The organism is Halostella litorea (assembly GCF_004785955.1).
GTDB lineage: Archaea > Halobacteriota > Halobacteria > Halobacteriales > Natronoarchaeaceae > Halostella > Halostella litorea.
In genome coordinates, this window is sequence record NZ_ML214300.1 from 714,053 (window position 1) to 727,570 (window position 13,518).

The window sequence follows — 13,518 nt, forward strand, 5'->3', positions numbered from 1 at the left end:
TAGGGGTTTCAGAAGGCTTTTGATTTGGTGGGGGCTACTCCCACGTCAATATGGCCGAGGACCTGAACTGGGCGATCGGTGGGGAGGCCGGAGACGGGATCGACTCCACCGGCAAGATCTTCGCGCAGGCGCTCTCACGAGCGGGACGCCACGTGTTCACATCGAAGGACTTCGCGTCCCGGATCCGCGGGGGGTACACCGCGTACAAGATCCGCACGTCGACCGACCGCGTCCGGAGCGTCGTCGACCGACTGGACATCCTGGTGGCGCTGACCCAGCGCACCATCGACGAGAACGTCGACGAACTCCACGACGGCAGCGTCGTCATCTACGACGGCGAGCGCTCCTGGGACGCCGAGATCCCGGAGGGCGTCGTCGGCGTGGACGTGCCGCTGAAGTCCCTGGCCGAGGACGCCGGGGGCGCCATCATGCGCAACGTCGTCGCGCTGGGCGCGGCCTGCGAGATCGCCTCCTTCTCGATCGAGAACCTGGACGAGGCGCTGGCGAAGCGCTTCTCCAGCAAGGGCGAGAAGCTGGTCGAGAACAACAAGCAGGCTGCGCGGCTGGGCCAGGAGTACGTCCAGGAGCACTACGCCGAGGACCTCCCGGAGTACAGCCTGGCGGAGACCGACGAGGACTACGTCCTGCTGAACGGCGACGAGGCGATCGGCATGGGCGCTATCGCGGCCGGCTGTCGCTTCTACTCCGGGTACCCGATCACCCCGGCGACGGACGTGATGGAGTACCTCACCGGCCGGATCGACCGGTACGGCGGCCACGTCGTCCAGGCCGAGGACGAGCTCTCGGCGATCAACATGGCGCTCGGCGCTGCGCGCTCCGGCGCACGCGCGATGACGGCCACTTCGGGGCCGGGCATCGACCTGATGACCGAGACGTTCGGGCTGGTCGCGACCAGCGAGACGCCGCTGGTCATCTGTGACGTGATGCGCTCGGGCCCCTCGACGGGGATGCCGACCAAGCAGGAGCAGGGCGACCTCAACATGGCCCTGTACGGCGGCCACGGCGAGGTGCCGCGGTTCGTCCTCGCGCCGACGACCATCTCGGAGTGTTTCCACAAGACGATCGAGGCGTTCAACCTCGCCGAGAAGTACCAGGTGCCGGTGTACCTGGTCTCGGACCTCGCGATGGCCGTGACCGAGCGGACGTTCCGGCCCGAGGAGTTCGACATGGACGAGGTCGAGGTCGAGCGGGGCAACGTCGTCGACGAGGACGACATCGACCAGTACCTCGACGAGCAGGACCGCTTCCAGCCCCACTACGACGCGGCCGACGGCATCAGCCCCCGTGCGTTCCCGGGCACCGAGGGCGGCGCGCACATGTCCACCGGCCTCGAACACAACGAACTGGGCCGCCGGACGGAGGACACCGACGAGCGCATCAAGCAGGTCGACAAGCGCAACCGCAAGGTCGAGACCGCACAGCGCGAGGAGGAGTGGGACTACCGCGAGTACGGCGACGCCGACGCGGACGCGCTCGTCATCTCGTGGGGGTCGAACGAGGGCGCGATGGTCGAGGCGCTCGACTACCTCGACGACGAGGGCATCGACGTGCGCTTCATCTCGGTGCCGTACATCTTCCCGCGGCCGGACCTCACCGAGGCGGTCGAGGCGGCCGAGCAGGTCATCGTCGTGGAGTGTAACGAGCAGGGGCAGTTCGCCGACCTGCTGGAGCACGACACCCTTACCCGGCTGAAGCGCGTGAACAAGTACAACGGCGTGCGGTTCAAGGCCGACGAACTGGCCGACGACATCAAGGCGAAACTCGAAGCGGAGGTCACAGCATGAGCTCGGACGTTAGATTCACCGACTTCAAATCGGACAAGCAGCCGACGTGGTGCCCCGGGTGTGGGGACTTCGGCACGATGAACGGGATGATGAAAGCGCTCGCCGAGACCGGCAACGACCCGGACAACACGTTCGTCTGTGCCGGGATCGGCTGTTCCGGCAAGATCGGGACGTACATGCACTCGTACGCCCTCCACGGCGTCCACGGGCGCGCGCTCCCGGTCGGCACCGGCGTCAAACTCGCCAACCCCGACCTCGAAGTGATGGTCGCGGGCGGCGACGGCGACGGCTACTCCATCGGCGCGGGTCACTTCATCCACGCCGTCCGGCGGAACGTCGACATGACGTACGTCGTCATGGACAACCGGATCTACGGCCTGACGAAGGGTCAGGCGTCGCCGACCAGCCGCGAGGACTTCGAGACGAGCACCACGCCCGAGGGGCCGAAACAGCCCCCGGTCAACCCGCTCGCGCTCGCGCTGGCGGCCGGCGGCACGTTCATCGCCCAGTCGTTCTCGTCGGACGCCCAGCGCCACACCGAGATCGTCAAGCGGGCCGTCGAACACGACGGGTTCGGCTTCGTCAATGTGTACAGCCCGTGCGTGACGTTCAACGACGTCGACACGTACGACTACTTCCGCGACTCCATCGTCGACCTGGACGACGAGGACCACGACCCGTCGGACCGCGACGCGGCCAAGAAGAAGATCCTCGACGCGGACAAGGAGTACCAGGGCGTCATCTACGAGGACGAGAACTCCGTCCCCTACAGCGACCTCCACGGCCTCGACTCGAACATGTCGGAGATCCCCGACGGCGCGCCCGAGGACGCGATGGACCTGGTTCGCGAGTTCTACTGACCGCCCCGGTTCGGTCCGTACGGCCTTTCTTCCCGCCCGACGGCGACCGTCGGGATCGGTTCGTCGCCTGCCCGTGTCGTCAGCGACCGCAAAACTCCGGCGTCTCGCCGCCGCGGCCGGCGGCGCTGGCTACTCGCTTTCGTGTTCCACGGACTGCATCAGCGCCTCGACGTTGAACTCCTCCTCGGGGCGCTGGGTGGGGTGTGCGCCCATCAGCACGACCCAGTCCCCGTCGTGTTTGACTTTCGTGACGTAGATGGCGACCTCGACCTCCCGGCCCTGGAACTCGGACGTGCCGGTAAAGCGGGTCACGTTGGCCCGTTTCCCGAGGACGCCGTCGACGGACTTCGATCCGGTCGCGGTGAGGTCGACGTCGCGGTACTCCGCGGATATCTCCGACTGGAACCGGTCGACCAGTTCCGCGTTGGACTGGTCGCTGATCGGGTTGAACGAGCGGCCGGCGACCTCGACCTGGGGGACGGACACGGCGGCGAACATCCCCACCTGCTGTTGTCTGTCGAGGAACTCGTCGCTTTTCGTGTAGAGGTTCGCGTGCCCCTCGACACGGACGGTGCGGTTGCCCAGTTCGTCGAGGGTCCGGTTCTCGACGACGGTCCGCGATTCGTTCAGCCCGTAGCCGGTTTCGGCCAGCGCGTCCTCGCCCGCCGTCGCGTTCGCGGCGGTGAACTCGGCCGGCGCGTTTCCGAGGATGAACCCGATACAACCGCTCGTCGCCAGCAACAGCGCGACGGCGACCGTCGCTATCAGTCTCCGGGTCGACAGGTCCCTCGCGATACCATTCATTGTTGGTTGACAGTGGCCCGAGAGCGTATAGGCCTTCCGCCCGGAGCACGGCGTCTGACGCCGGGTCCGTTCCCGTCTGTTTTTTATGAGATGGCCATTAACTCAGCACAACTATGGCAGCGACCTACGACATCGTCGTCGACGGCGGCGGGACCGCCGACCGTTTCGCCCCGACGACGGCGGCCGACGAGGGGGTAGACGTCGCCCCGCTGGAGCGACCACCAGGGGCGGCCGGAACGCCGCAGTTCCACGGTCCCCGACATGTCTGAGCGCTACGACGTCGTCGTCGCCGGCGCCGGCCCGGCAGGGGCACAGTGTGCCAGGGACCTCGCCCAGCGGGACTACGACGTGCTGGTACTGGAGGCCGAACCCGAGGACGGGTTCCCGCGCCAGTCCAACAAGTCCACGGCGGGGACGTTCGCGTCGATGACCGGCGCGTTCGGGATTCCGGACGACGTGGTGATGAACTACACCGACAACGTCGTCCTCGAGTCCCCGAACGACCACTTCGTGCAGACCCAGCCCGGTGCAGTCCTGGAGTTCGCGGACTTCAAGCAGTGGCTGGTCGCGGCGGGCCGCGAGCACGGCGCGGAGTACCGGTTCGACGCGCGGGTGAACAACCCCATCACGGAGGACGGGAACGTCGTGGGCGTCAAGTACGCCGGCGACGAGGAGGTGTACGCCGACATCGTGATCGACGCCACCGGCCCCGCGGCACCGCTCGCGAAGAAACTGGGCGTCACCGGCCTCGAACGCCAGCACCAGGCGGTCGGCATCGAGTGGGAGATGGAGGGCGTCGACGTCGACCACCGGCACTACGCGGACCTCTCGGACGCGATGATGCTGCGCCTGGACCACGAACTCGCGCCCGGCGGCTACTCGTGGATCTTCCACACGGGCGGGGACACCGCGAAGGTCGGCCTCTGTTACATCCAGAACGAGCGGTACCAGCGGTACGGGGACACCTCCCGGAGCATCGACGACCACCTCGAACACTGGCTCGACTCCGACCCGCGGTTCGCGGACGCCCAGCGCATCGCGGACAAACAGCAGCACCGCGGCTCCGCGCACATCCAGATGCCCGCGAGCCTCAGCACGGACAACTTCATGGCCATCGGCGACACGGTACCGACCCTCGACCCGCTGTGGGGGGAGGGCATCCACAAGTGCATGGAGTCGGCCCGCGCGGCCGCCATCACCGCCGACCGGTGCCTGATGGGCGGCGAGACGGACACCTCCGCGGACGCGATGTCGGTGTACGACGACCTCTGGCACGGCCGCGTCGCGCCGGACATGCGCCGCCGGCTGACGATGACCCAGCTGCTCTACCTCGCGCCGAACGAGCGCTACGACCGCCTGATGGCCGACCTGAACGCGATGGACGTCGAGACGCTCAGCGAGGCCAACGAGGGCGGCGTCCGCGCCATCTCGAAGCTCATCCACCTCTCGGACCTGCCGCTGCTCGCGCGGTTCGGGAAACAGCGCCTCGCCGAGCGGTAGCGGGCCGGCCGCCCGCTCGCCGGTTTCACAACCCCTTTTGGCGTCACGGCCCAAGCGATAGACGAGATGACTCAGCAGCAGCTATCACCCGAGAGCGTACCCCGAGCCGACGGCATGCCGATGCTCGGCCTCGGAACGTGGCAGAACACGGACGCCGACCAGTGTGCCGACAGCGTCCGGACGGCGCTGGAGGCGGGGTACCGACACGTCGACACCGCACAGGCCTACGACAACGAGGTGTCTGTCGGCAAGGGCCTGGCCGCGGCCGACGTCGACCGCGACGACGTGTTCCTCGCGACGAAGATCTGGACGAGCAACCTCGCGTACGACGACGTGCTCCACACCGCACGCGAGAGCCTGAACCGGCTCGGCGTCGAGTCGGTGGACCTGCTGTACGTCCACTGGCCGGCCGAGGAGTACGACGCCGAGGACACGCTGGCCGCGTTCGCGGAGCTGTACGACGACGGCCTGATCGACAACGTCGGCGTGAGCAACTTCACGCCCGACCAACTCCGGGAGGCCGTCGACGTCTGCGACGCGCCGGTGTTTGCCAACCAGGTCGAGATGCACCCGCTGCTCCCGCAGGACGAACTGCGCGAGGCCGCGGACGACCTGGGCGTGAACCTGGTCGCGTACTCGCCGCTCGCCCGCGGCGAGGTGTTCGACGTCCCGGAGATCGAGGAGGTCGCGGAGAAACACGACGCCAGCCCCGCGCAGGTGAGCCTCGCGTGGCTCCGCGAGAAAGGCGTCACGGCGATCCCGAAGGCGACGAGCGAGGCACACATCCGCGACAACTGGGGGAGCCTCGCGCTGGACCTGGACGCCGAGGACGTCGAGACCATCGACGGGATCGACGAGCGGCAGCGGCAGGTCGACCCGGGCTTCGCGCCCTGGTAGCGGACGCCGACCGCGGGACGCCGCGTCGGTCCCGCAGGCCGGAAAATTGAAATCCGGCGATCCTGTCTACGTGGATATGGCTACCGGGTCAGGAAGCGGGGGGGTCTTTCGCGCGGTAACGGTGGACCTGCGGCGGCTACACGAGGCCTGGATGGAGATCGTGTTCCCGCGGCAACGCGAGTCCGCCCACTCGGTGCTCGGCAAGTGGACGCCGAACACGACGACCGGCTGGATCGGCTACCGGATCTGGGGGGTTCTGGGGATGCTCGCCGTCGCCTTGCTGTACCCGCTCGCGCTCGTCGGCTTCATGGCGCGGTTCTACGCCCGGAAGGCCGACGGCACCGCGACGCGGATCGGTATCCTCGGCGTCGTGGCGATATCGGTCGTGGTGTGGGGCGCGCTGACCGTGTTCGCGCGACTGCGCTTCTCGTTTACCGGGTTCGTCGCCGTCGCTGCCGCGGGCGGCGTCGCGACCGTCTCCGCCGTGCTCGCCGTCGTGTTCTCCCGGATCGGCGGCCGGAAGACGACGGTGTTTCTGGGCTACCCGTTCGGGATGACGGCCATCTTCCTGCCGCCGGTCGTCGCGGCGCTGTACTCGCCGGTGCTGGCCGAGAGGATCTTCCCGCAGAGCGAGTCGCTGGCGATCTGGCTCCTCGACAACGTGCTGTACGTCGGCGACATCAACGAGTACCTGCGCTCGCGGTACTCGCTGTCCGGACTGGGCTACGTCGGGATGTGGTTCGGCATCGCCGTCCCGCTGGGCTGGCTGGTCGGCGGCGTCGTGACGCTCGCGGACCTGATCCGCCCGAAGTGACCGACAGCGCCCGATGAGTGTTTTCGAACCGCCTAGCTGCGGCCGTAGCCCTATCAGTACTATTTAAACCTTGTGTCTACTTTACTCCACAAAGTATTAGTCGGGAGAGAGTAATCTGTGGAACGAGGATGCCGAGCGAACCCACGACCTCCACGATACCGCAGTCGTCGCCCGCGCCGTCCCCGACCGCCGACGCCGGCGGATGGCTCCGGCAGGCGCGTGCGTTCACCGAGCGCTACCTCCGGGTGCTCGTCCGGAACCGGATCGTCCTGTTCTGGGCGGTCGGCTTCCCGGTCGCGTTCTACCTGCTGACCGTCGAACTGTTCCTCGACATGGGCGGGGCCCCGGCGGACGTGGTCGCCGCGACGAAGGCCGTCACGGCGGTCAGCTACGGCGTCTTCGGTGCGGTGGTCGTCTGCCTCTCGGCGTTCGCGACCCACCTCGTCGAGGACATGGACGCGGGGCGGTACGGGCAGTTCCGGTCGCTCCCGCTGTCGCCGAGCGCGGACCTCTGTGGCCGCCTGCTCGCCGGATACCTGCTGGCGCTGCTCTCGCTGGGGTCGGTGCTGGCCGTCGGCGTCGTCACCGGGGCGGCGTTCACGCTCCGGTCGGCGCTGTCGGTCCCGCTCGTCCTCGCCGTGTTCGCGGGCTTCGCCGTCACGTGGATGACGCTCGCCGTGGCGGTGGCCGTCGTCGTCACCGACGAGAACTACGCGAACATCGTCGCCGTCAGCGTCGCGGTGGTGTCGTACTTCGTCACCGGCTACAACGGGACGCAGGTCGCGATGTTCGCGGGCGACCCGGCCCTGCTGAACGCCCTGCCGAACACGCTCGCGGCGCGGGTGATCTGCTATCACCTGGTCGACGTCGCCGACTGGAGCCAGGCGGGCCTCGCGCCGCCGGCGATGCCGAGCGGCCCCGGCGCGCTCGCCGTCCTCGCCGGCTACGGGGCCGTCGCCCTCCTCGCCGGCGTCGCCATCGTCCGCGCCGTCGTCTACGACCGGGGGGTGGTCGCGTGAGCGCCCCCGACGCGGACGCCGCCCCGGCGCTTTGCGCCCGCGGCGTCAGGAAGTCCTTCGGCGACGACGGCGTCCTCGACGGCGTCGACCTGACGGTCCGCGACGACGAGACGCTCGCCCTCCTCGGCCCGAACGGCGTCGGGAAGACGGTGTTGCTGTCCTGCCTCGCGGGCGCGACCACCCCGACCGCGGGCGAAGTCGAGGTGTTCGGCCGGCCGCGGGGCGACTGCCCCGGCGAACACACGAGCTACCTCCGGCAGGAGGCCCTGACCGTCCCGTCGCTGACCGGCCGCGAGAACGTCCGGTTCTACGGCCGCGTCCACCCCGCGTTCACCGACCGCTGGGAGCGCTACGTCGACGACCTCGGCGTCGCCGACGCCCTCGATGACCGCGTCTCGACGTACTCCGGCGGGATGCGCCGCAAGCTCGAACTCGCCATCGCGCTTTCCGTCGACGCGCCGGTGTACCTGCTCGACGAGCCGACCGCGGGGGTCGACGTGTCGATGGTCGAGTGCGTCCACGACTTCGTCCGGGAGCGCCGCGAGGCCGGCGCGACGGTCGTCCTCAGCAGCCACCGCCCGGCCGACGTCGACCTCGCCGACCGCGTGGCGTTCGTCCGCGAGGGCCACGTCGGCGCGGTCGACGACCCCGACGCGCTGCTGGACGCGGTCCCGCCGGTGGTCCGGGTCCGGGGGACCGCCGCCGCGGGCGCGCTCGCCGAGTTCGCAGTCGACGACGAGGTGTTCGAGGAGGGCGGCGACGTCCGCGGGTTCCTCCGGCCGGACGCGTCGGTCGAGGCCGTCGAGCGGGCGTTCGACGCCGACGCCGTGACCGTCGCCGACCCGACGTTCACCGACCTGTTCAACTACCACGTCCACCTGCCGACGACCGCTCCCCGCTGACCTTCCCCCTCCCGCGGCCGGTCCCGCCGGCCGCGCTCCGCCGAACGCAACCGACTTACCACGCCCCTGCGAAACGCCGGCAATCGCGGCCCGGCCGCGATCCGTCGCGGATCGCCCGCGCCCCACGGCGCACTGCCTATCCGCACCCGGCACCGACCACGACGGACCCGTCACCCACACCACGAATGTCACGCGAAAACGTCGACCCGGCGGAACTGCGCGAGGACATCGAGACCATCAAGGACGCGATGGGCCTCGAGGAGCGCTACGAGGGCGCGGCCGTGCTCTGGCTCGCCTTCGGCGGCCTCGTGGCCGTCGCCGCCGGCCTCAGCCAGTACGTGTTCCTCGCTGAACTGTCGGACTGGTACCACCCCGTCATCTGGATCGGCCTCCTCGGCGGCGGCGGGGCCGTCGCCAACCGGCTCGTCGCCGGCGACGATGCGGGCGGCTGGGGCAGCGACGACGCGCCCGACCCGTACCTCCAGATCGCGGTCGTGTACGCCGTCTCCTTCCCGATAGTGAACATCCAGCAGTCGCTCGTCGACGCCCCGCGGGCCGTCGCGAGCGCGTCCACGCTCGCGACCATCGTCGTCCTGATCGGCGCGGCGTACCTCGTGGTCGGGAACACGCTGAAGGCGTACCGCATCCGCACGCGCGACCGCTACGCGTTCTACGGCGGCGGGGCGCTCATGGTCGCGCTCGGCACCGTCATGCCGTTCGTGGACGCCCTGCTGACGTGGCACTACGCCGCGTTTGGGCTGGCGTACCTCGCCTACGCGCTCGCAAGCTACGCCGTCCTCGCCCGCACCTGACGATGGACTTCGACAAGCTCGTCCACCAGCAAACGCGACTGCAGATCTTCGCCTACCTCTACCGGCACGGGGAGGCGACGTTCCCCGAACTGCGGGAGGAACTGGGGCTCACCGAGGGGAACCTCTCCAGCCACCTCGGGACGATGGAGGAGGCCGACGCCGTCTCCGTCGAGAAGCAGTTCGTCGACCGCCGCCCGCAGACGACGTACGCGCTCACCGACCTGGGTGCGGAGAAGTTCGAGGAACACGTCGCCGCCCTCGAATCCCTCATCGACGAGCTATAGTGAACCGGCCGCGTGCGGGCCCGAATCGAGCGTCCGCCCAGCGACCGTCTCGGAAACGTTACGGATCGGGCGTCCTAACCCCCGGGCGTATGGAACTCGACCTCACGAAGACAGCGGTCGCGTTCGTCGCACTGATCGCCGTCAGCGTCGGCGGCCTGATCGTCGCGCCGATGATGCAGGACAGCACGGTTCTCATGATGGTGATGCCCTCGATGGTCGTCTTCGGACTGATCTGCCTCGCGATCGGCGTCGGCCACGGCCAGTACCGCGCGACGCACTGACCGCGGGAAACGCTTCTCGCGGCACGAACGCGAGGAACCGCGCACGGCCCACACAGCGAGGGCGTTCAAGGAGCCGGGCGACGGATCGGTAGTATGGAACCGCGCACCGTGCTCCGCGTCGAGGGGCTGGCCGTCCTGGCCCTCGCGCTGGCCGGGTACGCCGCCTCGGACGGCCCGCTCTGGCTGCTGCTCGCGCTCGCGCTGGCACCGGACCTCTCGATGCTCGGCTACCTCGCCGGTCCCCGCTTCGGGAGCGCGAGTTACGATCTGGTCCACACCTACACGCTCTCGCTCGCACTCGGTGTAGCGGGCCTCTGGGTCGATGGCCACGCGGCCGTCCTCGTCGCGCTGGTCTGGACCGGCCACATCGGTGCCGACCGGTTCTTCGGCTACGGCCGCAAGTTCGAGTCCGGGTTCGAAGACACTCACCTGTCGGCCCAGCCCGTTCCGGTTTCGGCGCTGACGGAGTCGGAGTAACGCGGCCGACGCGTCCGGCTTCCCGCGGTCAGTCCGCACCGAGGGCGTCCGCGAGGTCGCCGGCGACGTCCGCGATGGCGTCGTGGGTGCGGTCGACCCCGCGGAGCGTCATGAAGCCGTGCACCATGGCCTCGTAGTTCTCGTAGCGCGTGTCGACGCCGTCCCGGACGAGCTGTTCGGCGTACGCCTTCCCGCCGTCGCGGAGCGGGTCGAAGCCCGCGGTGACGACCGTCGCGGGGGCGACGCCGGAGACGTCGCCGGCGTTCGTCGGGTCGGCGTAGGGGTTGCGCTCGTGGATCTCGCTGCGGTAGTAACACTCCCGGAACCACTCCAGGTCGGCCTCGTCGAGGACGATGCCCGCGTGGTCCCTGACCGACGCCTGGTCCTCATCGACCCCGATCCCCGGATACAAAAGCGCCTGGTGGGCGATCTCCGGGCCGTCGCGCTCGGCGGCCATGAGCGCGGCGACGGCGGCGAGCGTCCCGCCGGCGGAGTCGCCCGCGACCGCGACCTGCCCGTCGCCGGCGACCGCGTCGGTGTTCGCCGCCGCCCACTCGACGGCGGCGTACGCGTCCTCGACCGCCGCGGGGAACGGGTGTTCCGGCGCGAGCCGGTAGTCGACCGAGAGGAGGGCACAGCCGCTCTCCCGGGTGAGGTGGCGACAGAGCCAGTCGTGCGTGGCGATGCTCCCGAGCACGTACCCGCCGCCGTGGAAGAAGACGACCGTGGGGAACGGGCCGTCCCCCTCCGGCACGTAGAGGCGGGCGTCCCTGTCGCCCGCGGGGCCGGGGACCGTTCCGTCGACGGTCGCCCCGACGCTCGGCGGGTTTCGGTTCTGTACCCACATCGCCGCCCGCGAGAGGAGACGGAGCGCCTTCAGCCCCCGCCGGCTGTGCGGCAGCGGGAACCGGTCCTGACGTTCGACCGCCGCCTTCGCCTGCGGGTCGATCTCGTCGGCTTGCATGGGGAAACCGTTCGCCGAGCCGACAGTAAAGCTTCAGGGTGACGGCCGATTCGTCGCCGACCGGTGCCCTCCCCGGCCGAACGAGGCGACCACAACCGATCCGGTTTCGACCGTTTCGGTCACCGATACGGTCACCACACCGATTACTGCGGTGCGTCACTGCTCACGCGGCCGGCGCGAGCGCGCGGCGCACCGACGCGCCGCGGGCGAGCGTTCGGGGGAGGGCAGGCTAACGAAACCGCGTCCCGTAAGAAAGCATCCGCGCGAGCGAAGCGAGCGCGGTTCGCCGCGACCGCCATCGGCGGTCGCGGTCCGAGGAAACCGTCGAGGGACGGCGACGCCGTCCCGAGGCGGTGACGAAGGATTTTGGTCGAGCTTTTCCCGAGCACTGCGAGCGTGTCCGCCCTCGGCGGACCGCTCGTCAAGGCGCAGCGGAAAAGGTCGTCTACATGTAACCGAGGTCGCGCAGGCGCTCCATCAGGTCCTCCTTGTCCTGGGCGCGGCCCGCGCGCTCGGTCGTGTTGTCCAGGTCCTGCTGCCAGGCAGGCTCCTCGGCGGCCTTGTCGGTCGAAACCTCGCTGCCGAGCGAGCGGAAGCCGGCGAAGTACTTCGGGGAGACCGGGATGTCCTCCTGCTCGACGCCCTCGGGGAGGTCGTCGTCGGTGTCGGGGACGTAGCCCTCGTCCGGGAACTCCTCGACCGTGTCCGGCACGACGAAGTTCCAGAAGGCGTCCCAGACGGCGGCCTCGTCGAACTGGAGGATCGTCTGGATGCGGTCGTGGGGCGGGTAGATGTCCGGGTCGTGGCGCGGCGAGAAGAACGTCTCGTCGGCGCGGGACTCCTGTTCGTCCCAGCGGATGCCGGAGATGATGCCGTCGACGTCGTGCTCCTCGATGGCGTCGTTGAGCGCGACCGTCTTGAGGAGGTGGTTGCCGACGTACGTGTCCAGCAGGAACGGGAAGTCCTCCTCCTCGTACTCGAGGATTTCACGGACGTGGTGCTGGTTGTGCTCCGAGAGCTCGTCGATCGGGATGTCGTCGCCGGGTTCGAGGCCGTGCTCGTCGACGTACTCGCCGACGTCCTCGTTGCGCGCCCAGATGACGTCGAGGTCCCACTCGTCGGCCCAGTGCTCGACGAAGTCGATGAGTTCGTCGAAGTGCTGGTAGTGGTCGATGAACACGACCGGCGGGACTTCGAGGTCGAAGCGGTCCGCGACCTCCTTGACGAAGTACAGCGTCAGCGTCGAGTCCTTGCCGCCCGTCCACATCACGACGGGGTTCTCGTACTGTTCGAGGCCCTCCTTCGTGACCTCGATGGCCTTCTCGATCTTGTGGTTGATCGACGGGTAGTCGGCGGGGGTCTCGCCCTCGCCCTCGTCGTAGTCGACGTCCAGGTAGTCGGGGAAGTCTGCTGACATCGTGTAATTAGATATAATTAGGAGCCGTAAAAGTCTAGTGGAGCCGAGCCGCGGTACGCCCGGTATCGTGTCACACACCGCCGTACGCCGCCGTACGCGGGCCGCCGTCAGTCGCTGATGAACTTGTTGTCGCGCCAGTTGACGCCGCTCTCGCCGTTGTTGCCGTCGCCCGGTCCCTCGACGACCTCGATGGAGGCGGGGCGGTCGTCGCCGTCGACGATCCGGGTGGCCTGCAGTTCGTCGTCGCGCTCGGTGATGGCCGTCAGCGTGCCCTTCTCGGCCTGGCGCGCGATGTCACAGAGGACGAGGAACATCTCGTACTGGAGCGTGGAGTTCTGGAGCACCGTCTCGCGGTCGCCCTTGAACGCCGCGTACTCGACGAGTTCGGACTCGATCTCCTCTTCCTCCTCGCCCCACTGTGGGCCGGCGGCGCGTCGCTCCTCGGGGTCCTCCTCGTACACCCGGTTCTCGGTGACGCTGGCTTTCAGCTGGGCCGTCGGGGTGTACTTGCTGATGCTCTTGTCCTCGGCGACCGCTTTCAGTATCAGGGTGTTGTTGCGTCGCGTGATGTCGATGTCCTCGATGGCGTCGGGGAGGTCCGCGTCCTCGAAGAAGTCGTGGACTGTTTCGAGTGGCAGTTCGAGCGTCGAATGAAGGCGATAAACTTGGTTTGACATATCTG

Annotated in this window: 16 protein-coding genes; 12 read left to right on the top strand and 4 right to left on the bottom strand. The window is 68.7% G+C overall.

The window, feature by feature from the left end; all coding sequences use genetic code 11:
• The first annotated feature begins 50 nt into the window (after positions 1-50).
• Positions 51-1,805, top strand: coding sequence for a 2-oxoacid:acceptor oxidoreductase subunit alpha (locus tag EYW40_RS03745; RefSeq protein WP_135820266.1), 1,755 nt, complete (start codon positions 51-53; stop codon positions 1,803-1,805).
• Positions 1,802-2,665 carry a 2-oxoacid:ferredoxin oxidoreductase subunit beta gene (locus EYW40_RS03750; RefSeq protein WP_135820267.1) on the top strand — a complete coding sequence of 288 codons (864 nt, stop codon included), beginning with the start codon at positions 1,802-1,804 and terminating at the stop codon, positions 2,663-2,665. The genes EYW40_RS03745 and EYW40_RS03750 overlap by 4 nt, the downstream gene beginning before the upstream one ends.
• A gap of 129 nt (positions 2,666-2,794) precedes the next feature.
• Here the strand turns inward: EYW40_RS03750 and EYW40_RS03755 are convergent, their stop codons facing one another.
• Positions 2,795-3,469: a DUF6517 family protein gene (locus tag EYW40_RS03755; protein WP_135820268.1), complete on the bottom strand. Its 675-nt coding sequence runs from the start codon at positions 3,467-3,469 to the stop codon at positions 2,795-2,797.
• Between the two features lie 113 nt (positions 3,470-3,582).
• On the opposite strand from EYW40_RS03755, the gene EYW40_RS19815 reads away from it, so the two are divergent.
• The 10 genes from EYW40_RS19815 to EYW40_RS03800 all read left to right on the top strand — a co-directional run bounded on the left by EYW40_RS19815 (position 3,583) and on the right by EYW40_RS03800 (position 10,455).
• Positions 3,583-3,738, top strand: coding sequence for a hypothetical protein (locus tag EYW40_RS19815; RefSeq protein ID WP_202614420.1), 156 nt, complete (start codon positions 3,583-3,585; stop codon positions 3,736-3,738).
• On the top strand, positions 3,731-4,969 hold the full coding sequence (locus tag EYW40_RS03760) for a digeranylgeranylglycerophospholipid reductase (RefSeq protein WP_135820269.1): 1,239 nt from the start codon (positions 3,731-3,733) through the stop codon (positions 4,967-4,969). The genes EYW40_RS19815 and EYW40_RS03760 overlap by 8 nt, the downstream gene beginning before the upstream one ends.
• Before the next feature lie 66 nt (positions 4,970-5,035).
• Complete coding sequence (locus EYW40_RS03765; RefSeq protein ID WP_135820270.1) at positions 5,036-5,866, top strand: aldo/keto reductase; 831 nt, start codon at positions 5,036-5,038, stop codon at positions 5,864-5,866.
• A gap of 76 nt (positions 5,867-5,942) precedes the next feature.
• Positions 5,943-6,680, top strand: a complete 738-nt coding sequence (locus EYW40_RS03770; RefSeq protein ID WP_135820271.1) for a hypothetical protein — start codon at positions 5,943-5,945, stop codon at positions 6,678-6,680.
• A 128-nt stretch (positions 6,681-6,808) separates the two neighbouring features.
• Entirely contained in the window at positions 6,809-7,699 is an 891-nt protein-coding gene (locus tag EYW40_RS20145) for an ABC transporter permease (protein WP_135820272.1), read from the top strand.
• Positions 7,696-8,601 (top strand): ABC transporter ATP-binding protein, encoded by a 906-nt coding sequence (locus EYW40_RS20150; RefSeq protein WP_135820273.1) that lies wholly within the window; start codon positions 7,696-7,698, stop codon positions 8,599-8,601. Before EYW40_RS20145 ends, EYW40_RS20150 begins: the two co-directional genes overlap by 4 nt.
• A 185-nt stretch (positions 8,602-8,786) precedes the next feature.
• Positions 8,787-9,413, top strand: coding sequence for a hypothetical protein (locus EYW40_RS03785; RefSeq protein WP_135820274.1), 627 nt, complete (start codon positions 8,787-8,789; stop codon positions 9,411-9,413).
• A 2-nt stretch (positions 9,414-9,415) separates the two neighbouring features.
• The gene (locus tag EYW40_RS03790) at positions 9,416-9,697 is read left to right on the top strand and encodes a winged helix-turn-helix domain-containing protein (protein ID WP_135820275.1); all 282 of its coding nucleotides are present in this window, start codon (positions 9,416-9,418) and stop codon (positions 9,695-9,697) included.
• 89 nt (positions 9,698-9,786) lie between these two features.
• Positions 9,787-9,978: a DUF7333 family protein gene (locus EYW40_RS03795; protein WP_135820276.1), complete on the top strand. Its 192-nt coding sequence runs from the start codon at positions 9,787-9,789 to the stop codon at positions 9,976-9,978.
• Positions 9,979-10,071: 93 nt separating this feature from the next.
• Complete coding sequence (locus EYW40_RS03800; RefSeq protein ID WP_135820277.1) at positions 10,072-10,455, top strand: DUF4260 family protein; 384 nt, start codon at positions 10,072-10,074, stop codon at positions 10,453-10,455.
• 28 nt (positions 10,456-10,483) lie between these two features.
• On the opposite strand, the gene EYW40_RS03805 is transcribed toward EYW40_RS03800, so the two are convergent.
• The 3 genes from EYW40_RS03805 to EYW40_RS03815 all read right to left on the bottom strand — a co-directional run bounded on the left by EYW40_RS03805 (position 10,484) and on the right by EYW40_RS03815 (position 13,513).
• A complete protein-coding gene (locus tag EYW40_RS03805; RefSeq protein WP_135820278.1) occupies positions 10,484-11,419 on the bottom strand; it encodes an alpha/beta hydrolase in 936 nt (311 codons plus the stop codon).
• Between the two features lie 445 nt (positions 11,420-11,864).
• Positions 11,865-12,836 (bottom strand): phosphoadenosine phosphosulfate reductase family protein, encoded by a 972-nt coding sequence (locus tag EYW40_RS03810; protein WP_135820279.1) that lies wholly within the window; start codon positions 12,834-12,836, stop codon positions 11,865-11,867.
• 107 nt (positions 12,837-12,943) lie between these two features.
• Complete coding sequence (locus EYW40_RS03815) at positions 12,944-13,513, bottom strand: DUF7110 family protein (protein ID WP_135820280.1); 570 nt, start codon at positions 13,511-13,513, stop codon at positions 12,944-12,946.
• Positions 13,514-13,518 lie beyond the last annotated feature (5 nt).